This window comes from Cetobacterium sp. 2G large (genome assembly GCF_014250655.1).
In the GTDB taxonomy this organism is placed as follows: Bacteria; Fusobacteriota; Fusobacteriia; order Fusobacteriales; family Fusobacteriaceae; genus Cetobacterium_A; species Cetobacterium_A somerae.
Genome location: NZ_JACHTH010000005.1, coordinates 54,424 through 79,304 on the forward strand (window position 1 = coordinate 54,424; position 24,881 = coordinate 79,304).

22 protein-coding genes, 1 tRNA gene, 1 rRNA gene and 1 other annotated feature are annotated in these 24,881 nt (G+C 32.4%); all 24 genes read left to right on the forward strand.

Annotated features, from left to right (window positions below):
• Positions 1-38: 38 nt before the first annotated feature.
• The 24 genes from rrf to H5J23_RS03055 all read left to right on the forward strand — a co-directional run bounded on the left by rrf (position 39) and on the right by H5J23_RS03055 (position 24,813).
• Positions 39-155 (forward strand): 5S ribosomal RNA (gene rrf, locus H5J23_RS02940).
• A 172-nt stretch (positions 156-327) separates the two neighbouring features.
• On the forward strand, positions 328-480 hold the full coding sequence (gene rpmG / locus H5J23_RS02945; RefSeq protein ID WP_023051526.1) for a 50S ribosomal protein L33: 153 nt from the start codon (positions 328-330) through the stop codon (positions 478-480).
• A 68-nt stretch (positions 481-548) separates the two neighbouring features.
• Positions 549-624 (forward strand) — tRNA-Trp (locus tag H5J23_RS02950).
• Positions 625-659: 35 nt separating this feature from the next.
• The gene (secE, locus tag H5J23_RS02955) at positions 660-842 is read left to right on the forward strand and encodes a preprotein translocase subunit SecE (RefSeq protein WP_023051525.1); all 183 of its coding nucleotides are present in this window, start codon (positions 660-662) and stop codon (positions 840-842) included.
• 1 nt (position 843) lies between these two features.
• Entirely contained in the window at positions 844-1,443 is a 600-nt protein-coding gene (nusG, locus tag H5J23_RS02960; protein WP_023051524.1) for a transcription termination/antitermination protein NusG, read from the forward strand.
• 70 nt (positions 1,444-1,513) lie between these two features.
• Entirely contained in the window at positions 1,514-1,939 is a 426-nt protein-coding gene (gene rplK, locus H5J23_RS02965; protein WP_023051523.1) for a 50S ribosomal protein L11, read from the forward strand.
• A gap of 80 nt (positions 1,940-2,019) precedes the next feature.
• Positions 2,020-2,724, forward strand: coding sequence for a 50S ribosomal protein L1 (gene rplA, locus H5J23_RS02970; RefSeq protein WP_023051522.1), 705 nt, complete (start codon positions 2,020-2,022; stop codon positions 2,722-2,724).
• A gap of 77 nt (positions 2,725-2,801) precedes the next feature.
• Positions 2,802-2,945 (forward strand) — a sequence feature (ribosomal protein L10 leader region).
• 18 nt (positions 2,946-2,963) lie between these two features.
• The gene (rplJ, locus tag H5J23_RS02975; RefSeq protein ID WP_023051521.1) at positions 2,964-3,488 is read left to right on the forward strand and encodes a 50S ribosomal protein L10; all 525 of its coding nucleotides are present in this window, start codon (positions 2,964-2,966) and stop codon (positions 3,486-3,488) included.
• Positions 3,489-3,562: 74 nt separating this feature from the next.
• Positions 3,563-3,925 carry a 50S ribosomal protein L7/L12 gene (gene rplL / locus H5J23_RS02980; RefSeq protein WP_023051520.1) on the forward strand — a complete coding sequence of 121 codons (363 nt, stop codon included), beginning with the start codon at positions 3,563-3,565 and terminating at the stop codon, positions 3,923-3,925.
• A gap of 206 nt (positions 3,926-4,131) precedes the next feature.
• The gene (gene rpoB, locus H5J23_RS02985) at positions 4,132-7,629 is read left to right on the forward strand and encodes a DNA-directed RNA polymerase subunit beta (RefSeq protein WP_185890946.1); all 3,498 of its coding nucleotides are present in this window, start codon (positions 4,132-4,134) and stop codon (positions 7,627-7,629) included.
• A 68-nt stretch (positions 7,630-7,697) separates the two neighbouring features.
• Entirely contained in the window at positions 7,698-11,642 is a 3,945-nt protein-coding gene (gene rpoC, locus H5J23_RS02990) for a DNA-directed RNA polymerase subunit beta' (protein ID WP_023051518.1), read from the forward strand.
• A gap of 56 nt (positions 11,643-11,698) precedes the next feature.
• Positions 11,699-12,574 carry a YicC/YloC family endoribonuclease gene (locus H5J23_RS02995; RefSeq protein WP_023051517.1) on the forward strand — a complete coding sequence of 292 codons (876 nt, stop codon included), beginning with the start codon at positions 11,699-11,701 and terminating at the stop codon, positions 12,572-12,574.
• A 12-nt stretch (positions 12,575-12,586) separates the two neighbouring features.
• Positions 12,587-13,141, forward strand: coding sequence for a guanylate kinase (gmk, locus tag H5J23_RS03000; protein WP_023051516.1), 555 nt, complete (start codon positions 12,587-12,589; stop codon positions 13,139-13,141).
• 9 nt (positions 13,142-13,150) lie between these two features.
• Complete coding sequence (gene rpoZ, locus H5J23_RS03005) at positions 13,151-13,369, forward strand: DNA-directed RNA polymerase subunit omega (protein ID WP_023051515.1); 219 nt, start codon at positions 13,151-13,153, stop codon at positions 13,367-13,369.
• Positions 13,362-14,351 (forward strand): FAD:protein FMN transferase, encoded by a 990-nt coding sequence (locus H5J23_RS03010; RefSeq protein ID WP_185890948.1) that lies wholly within the window; start codon positions 13,362-13,364, stop codon positions 14,349-14,351. Before rpoZ ends, H5J23_RS03010 begins: the two co-directional genes overlap by 8 nt.
• Positions 14,352-14,457: 106 nt before the next feature.
• Positions 14,458-16,428, forward strand: a complete 1,971-nt coding sequence (locus H5J23_RS03015; protein ID WP_185892079.1) for a sodium-translocating pyrophosphatase — start codon at positions 14,458-14,460, stop codon at positions 16,426-16,428.
• 267 nt (positions 16,429-16,695) lie between these two features.
• Positions 16,696-18,105, forward strand: a complete 1,410-nt coding sequence (pykF, locus tag H5J23_RS03020; protein ID WP_023051512.1) for a pyruvate kinase PykF — start codon at positions 16,696-16,698, stop codon at positions 18,103-18,105.
• A 72-nt stretch (positions 18,106-18,177) separates the two neighbouring features.
• Positions 18,178-19,485: a phosphopyruvate hydratase gene (eno, locus tag H5J23_RS03025; protein WP_023051511.1), complete on the forward strand. Its 1,308-nt coding sequence runs from the start codon at positions 18,178-18,180 to the stop codon at positions 19,483-19,485.
• A 114-nt stretch (positions 19,486-19,599) separates the two neighbouring features.
• A complete protein-coding gene (gene tyrS, locus H5J23_RS03030) occupies positions 19,600-20,826 on the forward strand; it encodes a tyrosine--tRNA ligase (protein ID WP_040405947.1) in 1,227 nt (408 codons plus the stop codon).
• Positions 20,826-21,299, forward strand: coding sequence for a GNAT family N-acetyltransferase (locus H5J23_RS03035; protein ID WP_023051509.1), 474 nt, complete (start codon positions 20,826-20,828; stop codon positions 21,297-21,299). The genes tyrS and H5J23_RS03035 overlap by 1 nt, the downstream gene beginning before the upstream one ends.
• A gap of 11 nt (positions 21,300-21,310) precedes the next feature.
• Positions 21,311-21,946, forward strand: coding sequence for an endonuclease III (gene nth, locus H5J23_RS03040; RefSeq protein WP_040405945.1), 636 nt, complete (start codon positions 21,311-21,313; stop codon positions 21,944-21,946).
• Positions 21,947-22,046: 100 nt separating this feature from the next.
• Positions 22,047-23,213 (forward strand): cysteine desulfurase family protein, encoded by a 1,167-nt coding sequence (locus H5J23_RS03045; protein ID WP_185890950.1) that lies wholly within the window; start codon positions 22,047-22,049, stop codon positions 23,211-23,213.
• A gap of 27 nt (positions 23,214-23,240) precedes the next feature.
• Positions 23,241-23,615 carry a Fe-S cluster assembly scaffold protein NifU gene (gene nifU, locus H5J23_RS03050; RefSeq protein WP_023051506.1) on the forward strand — a complete coding sequence of 125 codons (375 nt, stop codon included), beginning with the start codon at positions 23,241-23,243 and terminating at the stop codon, positions 23,613-23,615.
• 64 nt (positions 23,616-23,679) lie between these two features.
• Positions 23,680-24,813, forward strand: a complete 1,134-nt coding sequence (locus H5J23_RS03055; protein WP_185890952.1) for a D-alanyl-D-alanine carboxypeptidase family protein — start codon at positions 23,680-23,682, stop codon at positions 24,811-24,813.
• Positions 24,814-24,881: the final 68 nt, after the last annotated feature.

The following is a 24,881-nucleotide window of genomic DNA, read 5'->3' on the forward strand; positions in this document are numbered from 1 at the left end:
CTATATAGTTTCAAATGATCCAAGTAAATTAAATATTGATTGGCAACGATAGCTATGGAGGTACACCCAGTAACATTTCGAACCTGGAAGTTAAGCCCATAAACGCTGAAAGTACTTGGGGGGCAGCCCCCTGGGAGGATAGGAAGTTGCCAATCTTTTTTTATTTTGGAGTAAAGAAAAAACTGTTGACAAAAACGGAAAAAAGTGGTATTATCATCTATGTCTTAAAAAGAAAGCAATAAATAAGGAAACTCTTGTTTACCATACAATAAGCTATGAGGTATGGGAGGATTTGTGATATCCGTTAGATGAGTGGAGGTGTAAAGAGTGAGAGTAAATATTCAATTAGAGTGTACAGAGTGTAAAAGAAGAAACTACAGTACTTCAAAGAATAAGAAGAACACTACTGAAAGATTAGAATTAAATAAATACTGTAAATGGGACAAAAAAGTAACATTACATAAAGAAACTAAAAAATAATTCTTAGTCTAAGAAGCCTATGCGCTTCTTGATTAATTATTTAAAGTAAAACATTTGCAACAACATGCAGGTCAATGGCTCAATTGGCAGAGCATCGGTCTCCAAAACCGAGGGTTGGGGGTTCGATTCCCTCTTGACCTGCCATTTTTTTTATAAATTAAAATTACTGGTGGTGCAAAATGGGACTAATTAATGATGTAAGAAGAGAGTATTCTAAGGTTCAATGGCCTAGAAGAAAAGAGATTGTTGCAGCAACTAGTTGGGTTGTTGCTATGAGTATATTTTTAGGAATATACTTAGGAGTTTTCGATATAATTGCTTCAAGACTTTTAAAGATGCTTGTATCTCTCTTTGGAGGATAAAATGGAAAAAAGCTTAGTGAAAAAATGGTTTATGATTCATACTTATTCGGGGTATGAGAAAAAAGTTAAAACAGACTTAGAACAGAAGATAGAAACTTTAGGATTATCTAATATAGTAACTAAAGTTTTAGTTCCTGAAGAGGAAACTATCGAAGAGAGAAGAGGAAAGAAAAAAGTTATTTCAAGAAAACTATTTCCTGGGTATGTTATGCTAGAAATGGAAGCTACTAGAGAGGAAAGTGGAGATGGAATTAACTTTAGAGTAGACTCAGATGCTTGGTATGTTGTTAGAAATACTAATGGTGTAACAGGATTCGTTGGTGTAGGATCTGATCCAATTCCAATGGAAGATGATGAAGTAGAAAATATCTTCTCTGTTATAGGATACAAAAATGATGAGGATGAGAAAGCAATAAAAGAAGTTATAAAAGTTGACTATGAAGTAGGAGACTATGTAAAACTTCTATCTGAAGGTTTTGAAAACCAAGAAGGAAAAGTTGCAGAAATCGATATGGAACATAGAAAAGTTAAGGTAATGATGGAGATGTTTGGAAGAATGACTCCTATTGAAGTTGATCTTAACAGTGTAGAGAAGGCTTAATTAAATAGATTTAAGCCAGTGGGAGATCGCAAGATCAATACCACAATTTTATGGAGGTGTAATTTAAACAATGGCAAAAGAAGTAATCGGATTAATAAAACTACAATTACCTGCTGGAAAAGCTAACCCTGCTCCACCAGTAGGACCAGCATTAGGACAACACGGAGTTAACATTATGGAATTCTGTAAGGCGTTCAATGCAAAAACTCAAGATAAAGCAGGATGGATTATCCCAGTTGAAATCTCTGTTTATAACGACAGATCTTTCACATTTATCTTAAAAACTCCACCAGCATCTGACTTATTAAAGAAAGCTGCAGGAGTTAAATCAGGAGCTCAAAACTCTAAAAAAGAAGTAGCTGGAACTATAAATACAGCTAAATTAAGAGAAATCGCTGAAACTAAGATGCCAGATTTAAATGCTGGATCAGTAGAAGCTGCTATGAACATCATAGCTGGATCAGCAAGATCAATGGGAATCAAAATAGAGGACTAATTAGAAGTCAATTCTTATTTATGTGATATTAAGTGGTAGGATGTAAACATCCGTTTAACCACAGGAGGAGGAAATTTTCAATGGCAAATAAAAGAGGTAAAAAATACCTAGAAATAGCTAAATTAGTTGAGCAAGGAAGACTATACGAGGTTAAAGAAGCTATAGAACTTGTAAGAAAGACAAGAACTGCTAACTTCGTAGAAACAGTTGAAATAGCATTAAGATTAGGAGTAGATCCTAGACATGCAGATCAACAAGTTAGAGGTACAGTTGTACTTCCAAACGGAACAGGAAAAACAGTTAAAATATTAGCAATCACTTCAGGAGCTAACATAGAGAAAGCTTTAGAGGCTGGAGCAGATTATGCTGGAGCAGAAGAGTATATCGAGAAAATCCAACAAGGTTGGTTTGACTTTGATATCGTAATTGCAACTCCAGACATGATGCCTAAATTAGGAAGATTAGGAAGAATCTTAGGAACTAAAGGTTTAATGCCTAACCCTAAGTCAGGAACAGTTACACCAGATATCGCAACGGCAGTATCTGAGTTCAAGAAAGGAAAACTTGCATTTAGAGTAGACAAGTTAGGATCAATCCATGCGCCAATCGGTAAAGCAGATTTCTCTGAAGAAGCTTTATTAGAGAACTTCACAGCGTTCATCAATGAGATTGTAAGATTAAAGCCATCTGCATCTAAAGGTCAATACTTAAGAACTGTTGCAGTTTCTTTAACAATGGGACCAGGAGTTAAAATGGATCCAGTTTTAGTTGCAAAAAATGCTTAATTAAAATTTGCAAAAATTTAAATTATGTGTTATAATTATAAAGTTGTAAAATTATAACTTAAAAAGTTGGATAAATAATTAAATATAGATCCAAACCAAAGACCGTAGGTGACGCAAGTCTTAAATATCCTACCGAGGTTGGAAGAAGGTATTCACTAACCTCAATAGTTAGATTTTGAACCTCCGTTCCTACCTTGGAGCGGAGGTAATTTTAGAGTAAAAGAGGAGGTGAATCAATAATGGCAACTCAATTAAAAAAGGAACTTGTAGCTGAATTAGTTGAAAAAATTTCTAAAGCTCAATCAATCGTTTTAGTTGACTATCAAGGTCTTAAAGTAAACCAAGAGACTGAGTTAAGAAAACAAATGAGAGAAAACGGAGCTGAGTACTTAGTTGCTAAGAACAGACTGTTCAAGATAGCACTAGCTGAGGCTGGTATCGCTGATAAATTCGATGATTTACTAGAGGGGACTACTGCATTTGCATTCGGATATGCTGATCCAGTAACTCCAGCAAAGGTAGTTTACGATGTAGAAGCGGCTCAAGCAAAAGCAAACGCAAAAGCTAAGAAGACTATATTCACTATAAAAGGTGGAGTATTAACTGGTAAGAGGGTTGAAGCTTCAGAGGTAGTAGCATTAGCTAAATTACCATCTAGAGAGCAACTTCTTTCTATGGTTCTTAACGGAATGCTTGGACCAGTTAGAAAACTTGCTTACGCAACTGTGGCAATCGCTGAGAAGAAAGAAGCAGCTGCTGAGTAATCACTTGTTGATTTTAGAGTATTATTGATTTAATAAAAAGAAGAAAAATTAGGAAAATTTAAGGAGGATTTATAATGGCATTCAATAAAGAGCAATTCATAGCTGATTTAGAAGCTATGTCAGTATTAGAGTTAAGAGAATTAGTAACAGCTTTAGAGGAGCACTTCGGTGTTACTGCTGCTGCACCAGTAGCTGTAGCTGCTGCTGAGGGACCAGCTGTAGAGGAGAAAACTGAGTTTGACGTAGTTTTAACTGCTGCAGGAGCTAACAAAATAGCTGTAATCAAAGAGGTAAGAGCAATTACTGGATTAGGATTAAAAGAAGCTAAAGAGTTAGTAGATAACGGTGGAACATTAAAAGAGGGAGCTTCTAAAGAAGAGGCTGAAGCTATAAAAGCTAAATTAACTGAAGCTGGAGCTACAGTAGAGGTTAAGTAATAACCCTTACAAAGTTGCGAAGCAACTAGTTATACTTAAATAAAAAAAATAGGCACTCTAATGGGTGCCTTTTTACTCATTATAATGAAAATTATTAAATAATCTATTAAAAGTAAGTTAATACTTAATCTTTTGAAAATAAAAGGCTTTTATTTTCCAAAGATTAGGTATTGATCACTATATGAAATAGTAAGGAGTGTGAATTGATGGGGAAACTCGTTGAAAGATTGAATTTTGGAAGAATCGAAGAAAGAGGTACAATGCCTCATTTTTTAGAATTCCAACTGGATTCCTATGAAGATTTTCTACAAGCTAAGGAGGCTCCACTTAACAGAAAAGATAAGGGGCTTGAATCTGCTTTTAGAGAAATATTCCCTGTTGAATCTTCAAATGGAGATATAAAATTAGAGTATGTTTCTTATGAGTTACATGAAGCGGAAGCTCCATTGAATGACGAGCTTGAGTGTAAGAAAAGAGGGAAGACTTATTCTGCATCTTTAAAAGTAAGATTAAGACTTACTAATAAGAAAAGTGGAAACGAAATCCAAGAAACACTTGTTTATTTTGGAGAAGTTCCTTTAATGACTGAAAGAGGAACATTTATAATAAATGGTGCTGAGAGAGTTGTAGTATCGCAGTTACACAGATCTCCTGGAGTATCATTTAATAAAGAAGTTAATATCCAAACAGGTAAAGACCTGTTCTCTGGAAAAATTATTCCATATAAAGGAACATGGTTAGAGTTTGAAACTGATAAAAATGACTTCTTAAGTGTAAAAATTGATAGAAAGAAAAAAGTTTTAGCAACTGTATTTTTAAAAGCAGTTGATTTCTTCGATACAAATGAAGAAATAATGGATGAGTTTTTAGATGAAAAAGAAATTAATTTATCTGAATACTATTCAAGATATTCAAATAAAGAAGAACTAATTAGTGTTCTTAAAACAAAAATTGAAGGAAGCTTTGTTAAAGAGGATATTTTTAATGAAGAAACTGGAGAGATTTTATTTGAAACTAAACAACTAATTACAGAAGCTGTAATATTTGATTTAGTAGACCTAAAAATAGAAAATATTTTAGTTTGGGAAGTAAAACCAGAAGATAAAGTATTTGCAAATACAATAGTAAATGATACTGGAGATACAAAAGAAGAAGCTGTAACAGAGGTATTTAAGAAATTAAGACCAGGAGATTTAGTAACTATTGATTCAGCTAGATCTTTAATAAAGCAGATGTTCTTTAATCCTCAAAGATATGATTTAGAGCCTGTTGGAAGATATAAAATGAACAAAAGATTAAAATTAAATCTTCCAGAAGATGAAATTTTATTAACTAAAGAGGATGTAATTGCAACAATAAAGTATGTAATTAGTTTAAACAACGGAAAAGGACATACAGATGATATTGATAACCTATCTAACAGAAGAGTTAGAGGTGTTGGAGAGTTATTATTAATGCAAATTAAAGCAGGACTTTCTAAGATGGGTAAAATGGTAAAAGAGAAGATGACAATTCAAGATGTTGAAACATTAACTCCACAATCATTATTAAACACTAGACCGTTAAATGCTTTAGTACTAGATTTCTTTGGATCAGGACAATTATCACAATTCATGGACCAATCAAATCCACTTGCTGAATTAACTCACAAAAGAAGAATATCAGCATTAGGACCTGGAGGACTTTCAAGAGAAAGAGCTGGATTCGAAGTTAGAGACGTTCATGACTCTCACTACGGAAGAATTTGTCCTATAGAAACTCCAGAGGGACCAAACATCGGACTTATCGGATCTTTAGCTATATACGCTAAAGTAAATTCATATGGATTTATAGAAACTCCATATGTTAAGGTAGAAAATGGAATTGCTAACTTTGATGATATTCATTATTTAGCAGCAGATGAAGAAGAAGGATTATTCATAGCCCAAGCGGATACTAAACTTAGTGAAAATGGAGAGCTTTTAGGAGATGTTGTATGTAGATATGGACATGAAATAGTAAATATTTCAGGAGAAAAAGTTCATTATTTAGATGTATCACCTAAACAGGTTGTATCAGTTTCAGCAGGATTAATACCATTCCTTGAGCATGATGACGCCAACAGAGCACTTATGGGATCGAACATGCAAAGACAAGCGGTACCATTATTAAGAACAGAAGCTCCGTTCATTGGAACAGGACTTGAAAGAAAAGTTGCAGTTGATTCAGGAGCAGTAATCTCAGCTAAAGCAAAAGGTAAAGTTATTTACGTGGATGCAAAAGAGATTATCATAGAAGATGCAGAAGGAAAATCTTACAGACATAGATTATTGAATTTTGAAAGATCAAACCAAGCAATGTGTTTACACCAAACACCACTAGTTGACCTAGGACAAGAAGTAGAATTAGGACAAGTAATTGCTGATGGACCTGCAACAAAAGGTGGAGACTTAGCTCTAGGAAGAAATATTCTAATGGCATTTATGCCTTGGGAAGGATATAACTATGAGGATGCTATTCTTATATCTGATAGATTAAGAAAAGATGACGTATTTACATCTATCCATATAGAAGAATATGAAATAGAAGCTAGAAATACTAAATTAGGTGACGAAGAGATTACAAGAGAAATACCAAATGTTTCTGAAGAAGCATTAAAGAACTTAGATTCAAGAGGTATAATTGTAGTAGGATCAGAAGTTGGACCAGGAGATATCCTAGTAGGAAAAACAGCACCTAAAGGTGAATCAGAGCCACCAGCAGAAGAGAAGTTATTAAGAGCTATCTTCGGAGAAAAAGCAAGAGATGTAAGAGATACATCATTAAAAATGCCTCATGGATCAAAAGGAACAGTTGTTGAAGTTCTTGAATTATCAAGAGAAAACGGAGACGAGTTAAAAGCTGGAGTAAATAGATCGATAAGAGTATTTATTGCTGAAAAAAGAAAAATAACTGTTGGAGATAAAATGTCAGGAAGACACGGAAATAAAGGTGTTGTTTCTAGAGTATTACCAGCAGAAGATATGCCATTCTTAGCAGATGGTACACACTTAGACGTTGTAATCAATCCACTTGGAGTTCCTTCACGTATGAACATCGGACAGGTTCTAGAGGTTCACTTAGGAATGGCAATGGGTAAATTAAATGGTGGAACTTATTTATCAACTCCAGTATTTGATGGTGCAACAGAAGAACAAGTAAAAGATTATTTAGAAAAAGCTGGATATCCAAGAAAAGGTAAAGTTACTTTATTTGATGGAAGAACTGGAGATAAATTTGATAATCCAGTAACAGTTGGAAGAATGTATATGTTAAAGCTTCATCACCTTGTTGAAGATAAGATGCACGCAAGAGCAATTGGTCCTTATTCACTAGTAACTCAGCAACCTCTTGGAGGAAAAGCACAGTTCGGAGGACAAAGACTTGGAGAGATGGAGGTTTGGGCTTTAGAGGCTTACGGAGCTTCAAATATCCTTCAAGAAATGTTAACAGTTAAGTCTGACGATGTAACAGGTAGAACAAAAACTTATGAAGCAATTGTAAAAGGTGAAGAGATGCCAGAGGCAGATTTACCAGAGTCATTTAAGGTTTTATTAAAAGAGTTCCAAGCACTAGCATTAGATGTAGAACTTTTTGATTCTGACAATGAGTTAATTAACGTTAATGAAGAGTTAGGAAAAGACGAAACAATCGTTGAGTTTTCTTTATCTGACCAAATAAACTAAATTTAAGTAAAATTGAATATGATGATAGATGAAAGCTTTATCTCATTTAAGGAGGCTTTGTATTTAATATGGGAATTAAAAGTTTTGAGAAGATTAGAATTAAACTAGCTTCTCCAGAGAAGATAGAAGAGTGGTCGTACGGAGAAGTTACGAAACCAGAAACAATAAACTATAGAACATTAAATCCAGAGATGGATGGATTGTTCTGTGAAAGAATATTTGGACCATCGAAAGATTGGGAATGTTCTTGTGGAAAATATAAAAGAATGAGATACAAAGGACTAGTTTGTGAGAAATGTGGAGTTGAAGTAACTAAGTCTAAAGTAAGAAGAGAGAGAATGGGGCATATAGCATTAGCTGCCCCAGTAGCTCATATTTGGTACTCTAAAGGAACACCAAATAAGATGTCTCTTATTTTAGGAATTTCTCCAAAAGAGTTAGAGTCAGTTTTATATTTTGCTAGATATATAGTAACAGCTAGTGAAGAGCCAACTTTAAAAATTGGTAAAATCATAACTGAAAAAGAGTACAAGCTATATAAGCAAATGTACGGAAAACAATTTGAAGCAAAAATGGGAGCAGAAGCTATTTTAAAACTGTTAGAAATGATAGATTTAGAAGAGTTAAGAGTAGAGCTAGAAAAAGAGCTTGAAGATGTAAATTCTGCACAAAAGAGAAAGAAGTTAGTTAAAAGATTAAAGATAACTAGAGACTTTATAGCATCTGGTAACTTACCACAATGGATGATTTTAAAGAATGTTCCAGTTATTCCAGCTGATTTAAGACCAATGGTTCAATTAGATGGTGGAAGATTTGCTACTTCTGACTTAAATGATTTATATAGAAGAGTTATCAATAGAAACAATAGATTAAAAAGACTTTTAGAAATAAAAGCTCCAGAAATTGTTGTAAAAAATGAGAAAAGAATGCTTCAAGAAGCAGTTGACGCTCTAATTGATAACGGAAGAAGAGGAAAGCCAGTTGTTGCTCAAAATAACAGAGAGTTAAAATCACTTTCTGATATGTTAAAAGGAAAGCAAGGTAGATTTAGACAAAACCTACTTGGAAAAAGAGTAGATTATTCTGCAAGATCGGTTATTGTTGTAGGACCTTCTTTAAAAATGCACCAGTGTGGAATTCCTAAAAAGATGGCTCTTGAGTTATACAAACCTTTCATAATGAGAGAGTTAGTAAAAAGAGAGTTAGCTTCTAATATAAAAACAGCAAAAAAATTAGTTGAAGATGCAGACGATAAAGTTTGGGATGTAATTGAGGATGTTATCCAAGATCACCCTGTTTTATTAAATAGAGCTCCAACATTACATAGACTATCAATACAAGCTTTTGAACCTGTATTAATAGAAGGAAAAGCAATAAGATTACATCCATTAGTATGTTCAGCATTTAATGCGGACTTTGATGGAGACCAAATGGCTGTTCACTTAATGCTATCACCAGAAGCTATAATGGAAGCAAAACTTCTTATGTTAGCTCCAAATAACATAATATCTCCATCAAATGGAGAACCAATAGCTGTACCATCTCAGGATATGGTTATGGGATGTTTCTATATGACAAAAGATAGACCTGGAGCAAAAGGAGAAGGAAAATCTTTCTCTAATAAAGAGCAAGTTTTAACAGCTTATGATAGAGATATCCTAGATACTCATGCTATCGTAAATGTTAGAATAAATGGTGAAATGGTTAAAACTACAGCTGGTAGAATCATGTTTAATGAGATGTTACCAGAAGTAAATAAGCAATATGATGTAACATTCGGAAAATCTCAATTAAAAAAACTTATTGGTAAATTATATGAGATGCACGGATTTACAAAAACTGCAGAGTTAATAAATGATATTAAAAACTTTGGATATCATTATGCAACATTTGCAGGAGTTTCAGTAGGTATTGAAGACTTAGAGATTCCAGAAACTAAAAAATCAATCTTAGAAGAAGCGGATCAAAAAGTTGCAGAAATTGAAGCAGATTATAAAGCTGGAAAAATCATAAACGAAGAGAGATATAGAAAAACTGTAGCTCTTTGGTCAGAAACAACAGCTAAAGTAACTGATGCAATGATGAGTGGACTAGATCAGTTTAACCCGGTTTATATGATGGCGAACTCTGGAGCCAGAGGATCGATTGCACAGATGAGACAGCTTGCGGCAATGAGAGGAAACATGGCCGATACACAAGGTAGAATCATCGAGGTTCCAATTAAAGCGAACTTTAGAGAAGGACTAACAGTATTAGAGTTCTTCATGTCATCACACGGAGCTAGAAAAGGTCTAGCTGATACGGCGTTAAGAACTGCCGATTCAGGATATTTAACAAGAAGACTAGTTGATATATCACACGAAGTTATTGTAAATTCAATTGATTGTGGAACTCACGAAGGAATTGAAGTAGCAGAACTAGTTTCAGATGGACAAGTAATTGAAAAATTATCTGAAAGATTAATAGGTAGAGTACCTGCTGAAGATGTAGTATATGAAGGAGAAGTAATTGCTAGAAGAAACGAGATGTTTACAAAAGAGCAAATCGCTAGAATTACAGAACTTGAAATCAAGAAAATAAAAATAAGATCTCCATTAACATGTGACCTTGAAAAAGGAGTTTGTCAAAAATGTTATGGAATGGATTTAGCTAACCATAAAGAGATATTACTAGGAGAAGCGGTTGGAGTTATAGCAGCTCAATCAATCGGAGAACCTGGTACACAGCTTACAATGAGAACATTCCATACTGGAGGAGTTGCCACAGCGACTGCTGCTGCAACAAGTATTAAAGCTGAAAATACTGGAAAGGTTGTATTCAAAGATATAAAACTTCTAGAAAATCAAGAGACTCAAGAGAAAATTGTAGTTTCTCAATCAGCTAAAATTTTAATAGGAAACTATGATTATGAGATTGCTTCAGGATCTATCTTAATAGTTGAAGAAGGTCAAGAAGTAAAACCAGGAGATGTTTTAGTAACATTTGATCCATACCATATCCCTATTATTGCAAACCAAGATGGAAGAATCGAATATAGAGAGTTATATGTAAAAGAAAACTTTGATGAAAAGTATAACGTTACAGAATATATGGCTATAAAGACTGTAGAATCTGGAGATTCAAACCCAAGAGTAGTTATATTCGATGAGGATGGAACTGCAAAAGAAAGTTACTCAATACCATTTGGAGCATACTTAATGGTTAGAGAGGGTGAGTCAGTAAGAACAGGACAAATCATAGCAAAAATTATAAAAGAGGGAGAAGGAACGAAAGACATCACTGGAGGTCTTCCAAGAATTCAAGAGCTATTTGAAGCTAGAAACCCTAAAGGAAAAGCTATTCTATCAGAAATAGATGGAAAAGTTGAAGTAACAGGAAGAAAGAAGAAAGGTATGAGAGTAATAATCATAAGATCTACTTCTGATTCTGAAAACTTTAAAGAATACTTAGCACCAGTTGGAGAACATTTAGTTGTAACAGATGGAATGTTAATTAAAGCTGGAGATAAAATAACAGATGGAGCTATATCACCATTTGACGTTCTAAACATCAAAGGATTAGTTGCAGCAGAGCAGTTTATACTAGAATCTGTACAACAAGTATATAGAGACCAAGGAGTTACTGTAAATGATAAACATATAGAGATTATCGTTAAGCAGATGTTTAAGAAAGTAAGAATTGTAGAATCTGGAGCTTCATTATTCTTAGAAGATGAAGTTGTAGAGAAGAGAGTTGTTGAATTAGAAAACAACAAATTAAGAGCTGAAGGAAAAGCAGAGATCAAATATGAGCCTGTTATCCAAGGTATTACAAAAGCAGCTGTTAATACAGGAAGTTTCATATCAGCAGCATCATTCCAAGAAACTACAAAAGTACTTTCAAATGCAGCAATAGAAGGTAAAGAGGACTACTTAGAGGGACTTAAAGAGAATGTAATTATAGGTAAGAAAATTCCAGCAGGAACTGGATATAAAGCTTATAAAAACATAGTTCCAGTTGAGATAGAGGACTAATAAAATAGGCGACTTTGTCGCCTATTTTAGCATTTTATTTATGAGGGGTTGATGTTATGAGAAGTATGACAGGATATTCTAAAGAATATTTTGAAAATGAGAAGTATGCTATATCCTTAGAGATAAAAAGTGTTAATAATAAAAACTTAAATTTAAAAATAAAATCACCTCATATGCTAAATTTTTTGGAAAATAAAATCAGAACAGAGGTTGCTTCTAGAGTTACAAGAGGAAGTATAGATTTAAAAATTGAATTTCAAGATAAAAGAGAAGTTGATAATTTATTTGAATACGATAAAAATATGACAGCATCTTATTTGAAAGTTTTAAATGCTATAGAACATGAGTATGAAGAAAAGTTTAGTAATAAACTTGATTTATTAGTTAAGAATTTAAATGTCATTAGAAGAAATGATTTAGAGATAGATGAAAAAGAATATGAAAATTTTATAGTGAAAAATCTTCACTTGCTATTAGATTCTTTTGTTGAGATGAAAGAGGCCGAAGGAGCTAGAATGAAAGATTATTTTCTACAATGTATTGCTATTATAGAAAATAATGTAAATGAAATAAAAAAATTAAAAGAGAATATTGTTATAAACTATAAGGAAAAACTTTTAGAAAGATTATCTAAAATAAGTAATATAGAGTTTAACGATGAAACTCTTTTGAGAGAAGTTCTTTTATTTACAGATAAATCTGATATTTCAGAAGAAGTTTCTAGATTAGAGAGTCACCTTATTCAATTAAAAATAGAATTAGATTCTCCAAATGCAGGTGTAGGGAAAAAAATTGATTTTATTCTTCAAGAGATTTTTAGGGAGTTAAATACTTCAGGTGTGAAATGTAACTTATATGATATTTCAAAATTAATTGTAGAATGTAAAAATGAAATAGAAAAAATTAGAGAACAAGCTCTAAATATAGAATAAAGGAGAATAAAAATGAAAAAGGGTGAACTATTTATTGTATCAGGACCAAGTGGTGCTGGAAAATCAACAATATGTAGAATAGTTAGAAAACAGCTGGGTATTAATTTAGCAACTTCAGCTACAACTCGTGCTCCAAGAGAGGGAGAGTTACACGGGAGAGATTATTATTTCCTATCAGTGGAAGAGTTTAAAAACAAAATAGAAAATAATGAATTTTTAGAATACGCAACTGTTCATACTAACTACTATGGAACTTTGAAATCTGAAGTAGAATCAAGATTAGCATCAGGTGAAAATGTAATTCTTGAGATAGATGTTCAAGGAGGGCTTCAAGTAAAAGCGGCTTATCCAAATGCACACTTAATATTCTTCAAAACACCAACAATGGAAGATTTAGAGAGAAGACTAAGAGGAAGAAAAACAGATAGTGAAGAAACTATACAACTTAGATTAAAAAATTCAATAAAAGAATTAGAATATGAAAAGGATTATGATATAACAATTATTAACTATACTGTTGAAAAATCATGTGATGAGTTAGTAAAAATTATAAATTCTAAAAACTAGGAGGATTTTATGAAAAAAGTAATTACTTATGATGAATTATTAGAGAAGATACCTAATAAATATACATTAACAATAACTGCTGGAAAAAGAGCAAGAGATATTGGTAAAGGAGCACCTGTACTTACAAAAGTTTCTAAGAAAGATACTGTTGTAAAGAAGACTTTTAGAGAGATTATCGATGGAAAAATAACTTTCGGTGAACAAGCGGAGGATTTGATAAATGAGTAAGAGTAGAAATATTTTTCTACTCTTTTTGCTTTTTTTGTTACTTTTAGGTTGTGAAAAAAAAGTAAAAAGAGTAGATGATGAAAGATTTGCATTTGGAACTTTCTTTAAAATCTCTATTTTTTCAAATAGCGAAAAAGTAGCAAAACAATCTATAGAAGATGCCTTTACTGAAATAGAAAGAATTGATTCGAAGTACAATAGTAAAGTAAAAGGGAGTTTAACAGATAATTTAAATACGTTAAAAAAAGAAACTTTTGATGCTGAAGGAGTATTTTTATTAAACGAAGTTAAGAAGGCTTATAAGTTATCAGATGGTAAATATGATATAACAATGGAACCATTAATGACAGTTTGGGGATTTTCAGAAGAAGTACCTCCGAGAGATACTCTTCCTACAAAAATAGAACTTGAAGAAGCCGCATCTAATGTTGATTTCTCTCAAATTGAAATAATTGGAAATAATATAGTTATAAATAGAGATGGAGTAAAAATAGATACAGGATCTTTTTTAAAAGGATATGCAGTAAAAAAAGCTGGTGAAAAATTAAAAGAAGCAGGAGTAACTAGTGGATTTATTTCGGCGATATCAAGTATAGAAGCTATCGGTGTTAAAGGAGATGGAACTCCTTGGAAAATAGGAATTCAAAACCCTAATAATCCTTCAGAGATTCTTGGAATTATTGAGTTAAATAATCAAAGTATGGGAGTTTCAGGAGATTATCAAACTTACGTAGAAATAAATGGAAAAAGATATCATCATATTTTAGATAAAGAAACAAAATATCCAGTAGAAGACAAGAAAATGGTGGTAGTTGTGAATAAAAATTCTTTAGAAGCTGATTTATATTCAACAACATTTTTTTTAATGCCTATTGAAAAAGTTTTAGAAAAAGCTAATAGTACGCCTGATTTAGATGTTTTAATAGTTGACAAAAATGACAAAATTTATCTTTCGGAAAACTTAAAATTCAATAAAAAGTAGATTAAAATAAAGAAAAAAAGAACTTTGTTTTTTCTTGAAATATCTTGAACTTTCTCGTATACTTTAATCATACTAAACATACTGGGAGGTTTTAAAAGTGGAACAAATGATCTATTTGGGAATTTTCGGTGGTATTATAGCACTATTCGCAGCATCTTTCTACTCCAAGAAAGTTCAAAGTTATGAGATTAATATTCCGAGAGTAGCTGAAATAACAGAAGCAATTAGAGAAGGTGCAATGGCTTTTCTTTCGGCGGAATATAAAATTTTAATTTGGTTTGTTGCAGCAGTAGCAATCTTACTAGGGGTATTTTTATCTCCAATGGTAGCAGTAACTTTTGTGATAGGAGCATTAACATCGGCTTTAGCAGGGAACATCGGTATGAGAATAGCAACAAAAGCTAATGGAAGAACATCAATTGCAGCGAAAGAAGGGGGCTTATCTAAAGCTTTAGATGTAGCTTTTGCTGGTGGAGCAGTTATGGGGCTTTCAGTTGTAGGATTAGGAATGTTAGGTCTTACAATATTAATTTTAGTATTTAATTGGGATGTAAGTATAATAACAGGATTTGGAATGGGAGCTTCTTCTATAGCTTTATTTGCAAGAGTAGGAGGAGGTATCTATACTAAAGCTGCTGACGTTGGAGCAGATTTAGTAGGAAAGGTAGAGGCAGGAATACCAGAGGACGATCCAAGAAACCCAGCAACGATAGCTGATAACGTAGGAGATAACGTAGGAGATGTAGCAGGAATGGGAGCGGATTTATTTGAATCATATGTTGGATCAATAATAGCAACATTAGCTATTGGTGCAGCAATGGAAACAAAAGAGTATTTATTAGCTCCAGTTATGATATCTGCATTTGGGATTATAGCATCAATATTAGCAACATTAACAGTTAAAACTGAAAATCCAGATGAAGTTTATCATAAACTAGAAAATGGAACTAGAATAGCAGGAGTTTTATCAATAATTGCTTCTTTTGGAGTTATTAAATATTTAAATCTACCAATGGGGATATTTTGGGCAATAGTAGCAGGACTGGTAGCAGGATTAGTAATAGCTTATTTTACAGGACTTTATACAGATACTGGAAAAAAAGCAGTAAATAGAATTTCAGATGCGGCAAAAACAGGGCCAGCAACAACAATAATTGAGGGATTAGCGGTAGGAATGGAATCAACAGTTGCACCAATGATAATAATATCAATAGCAATCATTGTAGCATATAAATTTGCAGGACTATATGGAATATCAATAGCAGCAGTAGGAATGCTTTCAACAACTGGAATGGTAGTTGCAGTTGATGCTTATGGACCGGTTGCAGATAATGCAGGTGGTATAGCGGAGATGGCTGAATTACCTCATGAAGTTAGAGAGTGTACAGATAAACTAGATGCAGTAGGAAACTCAACAGCAGCAGTAGGGAAAGGGTTTGCTATTGGATCAGCAGCTTTAACAGCTTTATCATTATTTGCTGCTTATAAAGAATCTATTCAAAAATTATCAGGAAAAGATTTTGTTCTTGATATAATAAATCCAGATGTAATAGTTGGAATATTTATTGGTGGAATGTTAACGTTCCTATTCTCTGCTCTAACAATGACTGCAGTAGGAAAAGCAGCTATGGAAATGGTTGAGGAAGTGAGAAGACAATTTAGAGAGATTCCAGGAATTATGGAAAAAAAGACAAAACCAGATTATAAAAGATGTGTTGAAATTTCGACACACTCTTCATTAAAAGAGATGTTATTACCAGGTATATTAGCAGTTTTAGCACCTGTAGTAATAGGATTATGGTCACCTGAAGCATTAGGTGGACTATTAGCAGGAGCTTTAGTAACAGGAATCTTAATGGCTATTATGATGGCTAATGCTGGTGGAGCATGGGATAATGCTAAAAAGCAGATTGAAGCAGGATATAAAGGAGATGGAAAAGGTTCTGAAAGACATAAAGCTGCAGTAGTTGGTGATACTGTAGGAGATCCATTTAAAGATACATCAGGGCCATCTTTAAATATATTAATAAAATTAATGAGTATAGTTTCTTTAGTTTTAGTACCACTATTTGTTTAAAAAAAAGTCCTAGTTTAACTAGGACTTTTTTATTGAAAATAAAAAGGAAAAGTCTGAAAAAATAAGAAGAACTATAAGAAATATTTTATAAAACTAATTAAAAATAAAGAGCTTATAAAAAAGTGGGAATAATAGAGTCAAAAAAAGGTAAAAAATAGATATTTAACTTTCTTGACTTTAACTAGTATATTAGATAGAATTTGAATACAAAATGTAGGGATGTAAAAGATTAAAATATAGATTAAAAACTCATTATAGGAGGGAACTATGAAAAAAACAAAAATAGTATGTACAATAGGGCCAAAAACAGAATCGGTTGAGGTATTATCACAGTTATTAGAAGCTGGAATGAATGTTATGAGAATGAACTTCTCTCATGGAAGTCACGAAGAGCACGGACAAAGAATAGTTAATTTAAAACAAGCAATTGCAAATACAGGAATTAATGGAGCTGTTTTATTAGATACTAAAGGTCCAGAAATAAGAACAATCAAATTAGTAGGAGGAAACGATGTTTCTTTAGTAGCTGGACAAAAGTTCACTATAACTACTGATGAGACAGTAATTGGAGATTCTACAAAAGTTGCTGTAACATATAAAGGGTTAACAGATGATTTAAAAGCAGGAAACATAGTTTTAATTGATGATGGATTAATTGAAATGGAAGTTGAAGAAGTTGTTGGAAACGAAGTAAGATGTATTGTAAAAAATAACGGAGACTTAGGAGAAAACAAAGGTGTAAACTTACCAAATGTTTCAGTTCAATTACCAGCTTTATCACCAAAAGATATTGGAGATTTAAAATTTGGATGTGAGCAAAACGTAGATTTCGTAGCTGCATCATTTATTAGAAAAGCTGATGATGTAAGAGCTGTTAGAGAAGTATTAGATGCTAACGGTGGAGAGAAAATAAAAATAATTTCTAAAATAGAAAATCAAGAGGGATTAGACAACTTTGATGAGATTTTAGAATTATCTGATGGTATAATGGTAGCTAGAGGAGACTTAGGAGTAGAAATTCCTGTAGAAGAAGTTCCATTTGCACAAAAAATGATGATAGAAAAATGTAACTTAGCAGGAAAAGTTGTAATAACAGCTACACAAATGCTAGATTCAATGATAAAAAACCCAAGACCAACTAGAGCAGAAGCTACAGACGTAACTAATGCAATATTAGATGGTACAGATGCAATAATGTTATCTGGAGAAACAGCAAAAGGAAAATATCCAGTTGAGGCTGTAACAGTAATGAGAAAGATAGCTGAAAAAACAGATCCATTAGTAGCTTTTGAAATAGAAAATGAAGATGGAGTAACTATAACTGAAGCTATGGCTAGAGGAACAGTAGATGTAGCAGAAGCATTAGGAGCTAAATTAATCGTATCAGGAACTGCATCAGGAAGATCAGCAACTGCATTAAGAAGATATTTCCCAGATGCTTTTATATTAGCAATAACAAATAACGAAAAAACATATAATCAAATGATTTTAACAAGAGGAGTAATCCCATGTTTAGATACAACAGCTAAAAATTTAGAGGAGTTCTATGTTTTAGCAGAAGCAAAAGCTTTAGCATTAGGACTTGTTAAATCAGGAGATATAATAGTTGCGTCATGTGGAGAAGAAGTATTCAAAGCAGGAACAAGTAACTCAATGAAAGTTATTAAAGTAAAATAAACATTACATAAATTTTGAGACTTAATTTTAAAGTATAAACTTTTATAAAATTCTAAGGAGGATTTAAAGAAAATGACTAGAATAGTTGAAGTTAAAGGAAGAGAAATTCTTGATTCAAGAGGAAACCCAACAGTTGAGGTTGACGTAATATTAGAATGTGGAGCTATGGGAAGAGCTGCAGTTCCATCTGGAGCATCTACAGGAGCTTACGAAGCAGTAGAATTAAGAGATGAAGATAAATCTAGATACTTAGGAAAAGGTGTTTTAAAGGCAGTAAACTATGTAAACACTGAAATTAAAGAGTTAGTAATCGGAATGGATGCAACTAACCAAGTAGCTATCGATAAAGCTATGATCGAGTTAGATGGAACTCCAAACAAAGATAGATTAGGAGCAAACGCTATATTAGGTGTTTCTCTAGCGGTAGCTAAAGCAGCAGCAGAGGCTTTAGGACAACCTTTATACAAATACTTAGGAGGAGTTAACGCTAAAGAGTTACCTTTACCTATGATGAACATATTAAACGGAGGAAGTCATGCTGATTCTGCAGTAGACGTTCAAGAGTTTATGGTTCAACCAGTTGGAGCTAAAACATTTGCTGAAGCTATGAGAATGGGATGTGAAATATTCCACCACTTAGGAAAAATTTTAAAAGCTAATGGAGATTCAACAAACGTTGGAAACGAAGGTGGATATGCACCAGCTAAAATCAACGGAACAGAGGGAGCTTTAGATATTATATGTCAAGCAGTTAAAGCAGCAGGATATGAGTTAGGAACTGATATTACATTTGCTTTAGATGCGGCAGCAACTGAGTTCTGTGTTGAAAAAGAAGATGGATCATTTGAGTACCACTTCAAAAGAGAAGGTGGAGTAGTAAGAACTACTGAAGAAATGATCGAGTGGTATGCTGGATTATGTGAGAAGTATCCAATTAAATCTATCGAAGATGGATTAGGAGAAAATGACTGGGCTGGATTCCAAATGTTAACTGCAAAAGTTGGAAAGAAAGTTCAAATCGTTGGAGACGATTTATTCGTAACTAACACTGAGAGATTAGCAAGAGGAATTGAAATGAAAGCTGCTAACTCAATCTTAATTAAATTAAACCAAATCGGAACTTTAACTGAGACTTTAGATGCAATTGAAATGGCTAAGAGAGCTAACATGACTGCTGTAATTTCTCATAGATCTGGAGAAACTGAGGATGCTACAATAGCTGATATCGCTGTTGCAACAAATGCAGGACAAATTAAAACTGGATCAACTTCAAGAACTGATAGAATGGCTAAATACAACCAATTATTAAGAATTGAAGAGGAATTAGGATCAGTTGCTCAATATAACGGAATCGAAGTATTCTATAATACAACAAAGTAATTAATTGATTTTATAAAAAGAGAGACTTGAGGGTCTCTCTTTTTTATTAACCCTTTAAAAATAGGACCCTTTATGTTACAATAGAAATAAAATTAAAATATGGAGGAAATAAAAATGTCAAATGTTTTTGAAGTTTTAAAGGATCGTGGATACATAAAACAAATGACTCACGAAGAGGAGATAAAAGAGTTGCTTGCAAAGGAAAAAGTAACTTTTTATATAGGGTTTGACCCAACAGCAGATAGCTTACATGTGGGACATTTTATAGCTATGATGTTTATGTCACATATGCAGCAACATGGACATAGACCAATAGCTTTAATAGGTGGAGGAACTGCACAAATAGGAGATCCTAGTGGAAGAACAGATATGAGACAAATGATGACAGATGAAATCATAGCTCACAATGTAGCATCTATAAAAAAACAAATGGAAAAGTTTATTGATTTTTCTGACGATAAAGCTTTATTAGTAAATAATGCTGATTGGTTAAGAGGATTAAATTACATTGATTTCATAAGAGATATAGGATCTCAATTTTCTGTAAATAGAATGCTATCTGCAGAGTGCTTTAAGTCTAGAATGGAAAATGGAGGACTATCGTTTTTAGAGTTTAACTATATGTTAATGCAAGGATATGACTTCTTAGTTTTAAATAGAAAGTTTGGATGTACTATGCAGCTAGGTGGAGATGACCAATGGTCTAATATGATTGCAGGAGTAGATTTAATTAGAAAAAAAGACAGAAAACAAGGCTATGCAATGACATGTACTTTACTAACTAATAGTGAAGGTAATAAAATGGGAAAAACAGCAAAAGGAGCTTTATGGTTAGATCCAGAAAAAACATCTCCATATGAGTTTTATCAATATTGGAGAAATCTTCCAGATGCAGACGTAGCTCAACCATTAGCATTGTTAACATTCTTACCTATGGATGAAGTTAGAAGACTTTCATCATTAGAGGGAGCAGAAATAAACGAAGCTAAGAAAGTATTAGCTTATGAAGTGACAAAAATTGTTCATGGAAAAGAAGAAGCTGAAAAGGCAAAACAAGCATCAGAAGCATTATTTGGTCAAGGTGGACTTGATTTAACAAATGTACCAACATCAGAAGTAACAGAGGAAGTTTTAGGAAAAGGTGTAGTAGATTTAATGGTTGAATTAGGATTATTAAAAACAAAGAGTGAAGGAAGAAGATTAGTTCAGCAAAATGGTTTAACTATAAATGATGAAAAAGTAACGGATTTTGCTATGGAGATAACAAATGACTTGTTTATAGATGGAGCTATGATGATAAAACAAGGAAAGAAAAAATATAATAGGATTGTTATAAAGTAGTGATAGTAGTAAGGGAAACCACGACGGATGACATAGAAAATATATATAATCATTTAAATTTGAACTATGTAAAAAAATATTGTAAAAATGATGAGGAAGAACAAAAAAAGAATCATGAAAGATGGTATAAATTCTTAATAAGTTCTCCTAATTATGCAATGTTTACTGTCGAAGACTTAAAAGGAACTTTCTTAGGAAATGTAAAATTTCAACTAGACGAAGATTTTGAAGGTGCAGAAATTTCCCTATATTTAGCTGAATGTATAAGAGGGAGAGGTTATTCCACAACAATAGTAAATGCAAGTATAGACGAATTAAGATTTAAATATCAAAATTTAAAATATGTTGTAGCGTATATTTTAGAAGAAAATGATAGGTCAATTTTATGTTTTGAAAAGGCTCAGTTTAAGTTTAAAGGGCAAATAGAACATGGAGGTATCGATTATTTTTTATATATGAAAGTTTTTGAATAGTGGAGGGCATTTTGAGAAAAAAAGAAAGAGCTTTAAAAGTAATAGAGGTTTTACAAAATAAATTTGGGCATCCAAAGTGTGCTTTAAATTATACAACACCCTTTGAACTTTTAGTAGCGGTTATATTGTCAGCTCAATGTACAGATGTGAGAGTAAATATTGTTACAGAGAATATGTATAAAATAGTGAATACTCCAGAACAATTTGCAGCAATGCCATTAGAAGATATTGAAACATTAATAAAAAGTACTGGTTTTTATAGAAATAAAGCTAAAAATATAAAATTATGTAGCCAGCAACTTATTGAAAAATATGATGGAAAAGTACCGCAAGAAATGGATGAGTTAGTTGGATTAGCTGGAGTAGGGCGTAAAACTGCTAATGTAGTTCGAGGTGAAATATGGAGGTTAGCTGATGGAATAACAGTTGATACCCATGTAAAAAGATTAACTAATTTAATAGGATTAGTTAATGAGCAAGATGTGATAAAAATAGAAAAAGAATTAATGAAAATAATACCAAAAGAGTATTGGATAGACTTTTCTCATTATATAATTCTTCAAGGAAGAGATAAGTGTATTGCTAGAAGACCAAAATGTTTGGAATGCGAAATAAAAATGTATTGTAAGCATGGTGAAAAAGTATAAAAAAGTATACAAAAAAAGTTTTTAATTGTTGACATATATGGTAAAGAATGTTATTATCTTGGTGTAAGAATATAAATGATAACTTAAGGAGACGATAACTATGAGAGTTTATCTGGATAATAATGCAACTACAAAAATGGACCCTAAAGTATTAGAAGCAATGATGCCTTTTTTAACTGAGGAATATGGAAATGCTTTTAGTATGCACCTTTTTGGAAAGGAAACGGGAATAGCTGTTTCAGAAGCAAGAGAAAAGATTGCGACTTTATTAAAAGTTAAGCCAGAAGAAATTATATTTACTGCTTCTGGAACTGAATCAGATAACATTGCAGTTAGAGGCGTAGCTAAAGCATATAAAAATAGAGGAAATCATATAATAACAAGCTCAATAGAGCACCCAGCTATAAAAAATACCTTTAAAGATTTAGAGCAAGATGGGTATAAAGTAACATTTATACCAGTTGATAGTAATGGAGTAATAGATGTTAAAGCTTTAGAGGAAGCGATAACACCTGAGACAATTTTAATATCAATGATGCATGCAAATAATGAAGTTGGAACTATAGAACCAATAAAAATAATTGGTGAAATAGCTAAAAAAAATAGAATTTTACTACACGTAGATGCAGTTCAGAGTGTTGGAAAAATTCCTGTATATCCAAAAGAATTAGGAGCAGATTTATTAACTTTCTCAGGACATAAATTTCATGGTCCTAAAGGGATTGCTGCTCTTTATATAAGACAAGGTGTAAGGGTAGCTAGAACGATAACAGGTGGAGGACAAGAGAAGAAGTTAAGACCTGGAACAACAAATACCCCTGCAGTAGTAGGAATGGCTAAGGCTTTAGAAATAGCTTGCCAAGATATGGATATTGAAATAAAAAGAGAGCAAGAATTGAGAGATTATTTTGAAGATGAAATAGTTAAAAGAGTTCCAGAAGTTGTAGTAAATGGAAAATCGGTAGAGAGATTACCTGGAACTTCAAGTATAACTTTTAAATATTTAGAAGGAGAGTCAATTCTCTTATCTTTAAGCTATTTAGGTGTAGCTGTAAGCTCTGGATCAGCGTGCTCATCAGATGAGCTACAAGCATCACATGTTTTATTAGGAATGGGTATTGAACCAGAATTTGCTCATGGAACTATAAGATTTAGTTTAGGTAAGTATAATACAAAAGAGGAAATAGATTATACAATAGAGCAAGTTGTAAAAGTTGTTGAAAAATTAAGAATGTTATCACCTTTGTGGAATGAATATAGAAAATAAAAACAATTAAAAACTAAGGAGAAAATTATGCAATATACAGAAAAAGTAATGGATCATTTTATGAATCCTAGAAATGTAGGAACTATGGAAAATCCTGATGGATATGGTAAAGTTGGAAATCCATCTTGCGGAGATATTATGGAAATATTTTTAAAAATAGAAAATGATATAATAACAGATGTTAAATTTAGAACTTTTGGATGTGCGTCAGCAATAGCAACATCATCAGTTTCAACTGAAATGGTTCTAGGTAAGGATATTCATGAAGCGTTAGCAATAACAAATAAAGTAGTTGCAGAAGCTTTAGGTGGATTACCAGCTACGAAAATGCACTGTTCTGTTCTAGCAGAAGAGGCTCTAAAAGAAGCTATAGAAGACTACTTGGCTAAAAAACAAAAATAATGTATAATATTTAGGAACTATAAAAATATAGTTCCTAAATTTTTTTTATTTGGAGGAAGAAGCTATGAAGAAATTAGTTGTGGTTTTCGTATTAATTGCATCAACTTTATCTTTTTCAAAAAGTACTCAAAGTAAAGTAGTAAAAGATAATATTCCAGATTATAGAGCTTATGTATTGGGAGATGATGAAGGTAATGTATTTTACCAAGAGAATTCAACTCATAAATATCCATTAGCTTCTGTAACTAAAGTTATGACTATATTAGTAACTTTAGATGAAATAAGAAAAGGAAACATAGGTTTATATGATGAAGTAACAGTTGATTGGGAGATTTTAAGTGCCGGAGGAAGCTCTATTCCTATGGAGAGTGGAGAAAAAATAATAGTACTAGATTTACTTAAATCAGCAGCTATAAAATCTGCTAATAATGCTGCTTATGCATTGGCTAAGCACTCTGGAAAAGGTAGTATTCCAAGATTTATAGATATGATGAATGCAAAGGCTAAAAGTTTGGGATTAGAAAATGAATTAGAGTTTCATACCCCTGCAGGATTACCAGATCATATGACTAGAAAAAAATTGGATATGGGAACAGCTAACGGAATATATAGGTTATCTATAGAAGCTTTAAAGTATCCTGAATATATAGCAATTGCAAGACAAAAAACTGCTGAAATAAAAAATGGAAGTTACAAGTTAAAAAGTACAATTCATCTTTTAGGAAAAGAAGGTATCTATGGTTTAAAAACAGGATATCATACGAAATCAAGGTTTAATATAACGGTTTTAAGTGATAAAGATAATGCTAATATAGTAACTGTTGTGATGGGAGGAAAATCTCCTAAAATAAGAGATGGAAAAATACTTGAGTTAAATGAAAAATTTCATGAAAATTATAAAAATAAAGATATTATAAAAAAAGATATACCAGTTGTATCAATACCAATTTCAGGTGGATATGTTGCAGATGTAAAAACATATGGAACTAAATCTTTTTCCAAAATTGTAAAAAAAGATGCTGACGTTTCGATAGTTACGGAAAGAGAAAAAAAATTAATAGCCCCTATAAAGGCTGGGACAGTTGTTGGAAGTTATAAAGTATTAGTGAATGGTGAAGTAGTATTTAAAGATAAATTAATTGTAAAAAAAGACGTAGAAAAAAAGAAACTTATGGATAAGATAATGGAAATTTTTTAAAAAAATAAAAAAAGTTATTGACGAAGTTTAAAATTTATGATACTATAATTTTTGTCAGCGGGAAACAC

Bases quoted from the DNA above. Each gene is read 5' to 3' on its own strand.
- H5J23_RS02995 (WP_023051517.1), top strand. From the start codon at position 11,699: ATGAGAAGTATGACAGGATATTCTAAAGAATATTTTGAAAATGAGAAG.
- rpoB (WP_185890946.1), top strand. From the start codon at position 4,132: ATGGGGAAACTCGTTGAAAGATTGAATTTTGGAAGAATCGAAGAAAGA.
- H5J23_RS03045 (WP_185890950.1), top strand. From the start codon at position 22,047: ATGAGAGTTTATCTGGATAATAATGCAACTACAAAAATGGACCCTAAA.
- H5J23_RS03055 (WP_185890952.1), top strand. From the start codon at position 23,680: ATGAAGAAATTAGTTGTGGTTTTCGTATTAATTGCATCAACTTTATCT.
- pykF (WP_023051512.1), top strand. From the start codon at position 16,696: ATGAAAAAAACAAAAATAGTATGTACAATAGGGCCAAAAACAGAATCG.
- rpoC (WP_023051518.1), top strand. From the start codon at position 7,698: ATGGGAATTAAAAGTTTTGAGAAGATTAGAATTAAACTAGCTTCTCCA.
- rplA (WP_023051522.1), top strand. From the start codon at position 2,020: ATGGCAAATAAAAGAGGTAAAAAATACCTAGAAATAGCTAAATTAGTT.
- rplL (WP_023051520.1), top strand. From the start codon at position 3,563: ATGGCATTCAATAAAGAGCAATTCATAGCTGATTTAGAAGCTATGTCA.
- eno (WP_023051511.1), top strand. From the start codon at position 18,178: ATGACTAGAATAGTTGAAGTTAAAGGAAGAGAAATTCTTGATTCAAGA.
- rpoZ (WP_023051515.1), top strand. From the start codon at position 13,151: ATGAAAAAAGTAATTACTTATGATGAATTATTAGAGAAGATACCTAAT.
- H5J23_RS03010 (WP_185890948.1), top strand. From the start codon at position 13,362: ATGAGTAAGAGTAGAAATATTTTTCTACTCTTTTTGCTTTTTTTGTTA.
- nusG (WP_023051524.1), top strand. From the start codon at position 844: ATGGAAAAAAGCTTAGTGAAAAAATGGTTTATGATTCATACTTATTCG.
- rplJ (WP_023051521.1), top strand. From the start codon at position 2,964: ATGGCAACTCAATTAAAAAAGGAACTTGTAGCTGAATTAGTTGAAAAA.
- gmk (WP_023051516.1), top strand. From the start codon at position 12,587: ATGAAAAAGGGTGAACTATTTATTGTATCAGGACCAAGTGGTGCTGGA.
- secE (WP_023051525.1), top strand. From the start codon at position 660: ATGGGACTAATTAATGATGTAAGAAGAGAGTATTCTAAGGTTCAATGG.
- rplK (WP_023051523.1), top strand. From the start codon at position 1,514: ATGGCAAAAGAAGTAATCGGATTAATAAAACTACAATTACCTGCTGGA.
- tyrS (WP_040405947.1), top strand. From the start codon at position 19,600: ATGTCAAATGTTTTTGAAGTTTTAAAGGATCGTGGATACATAAAACAA.
- H5J23_RS03015 (WP_185892079.1), top strand. From the start codon at position 14,458: ATGATCTATTTGGGAATTTTCGGTGGTATTATAGCACTATTCGCAGCA.
- nifU (WP_023051506.1), top strand. From the start codon at position 23,241: ATGCAATATACAGAAAAAGTAATGGATCATTTTATGAATCCTAGAAAT.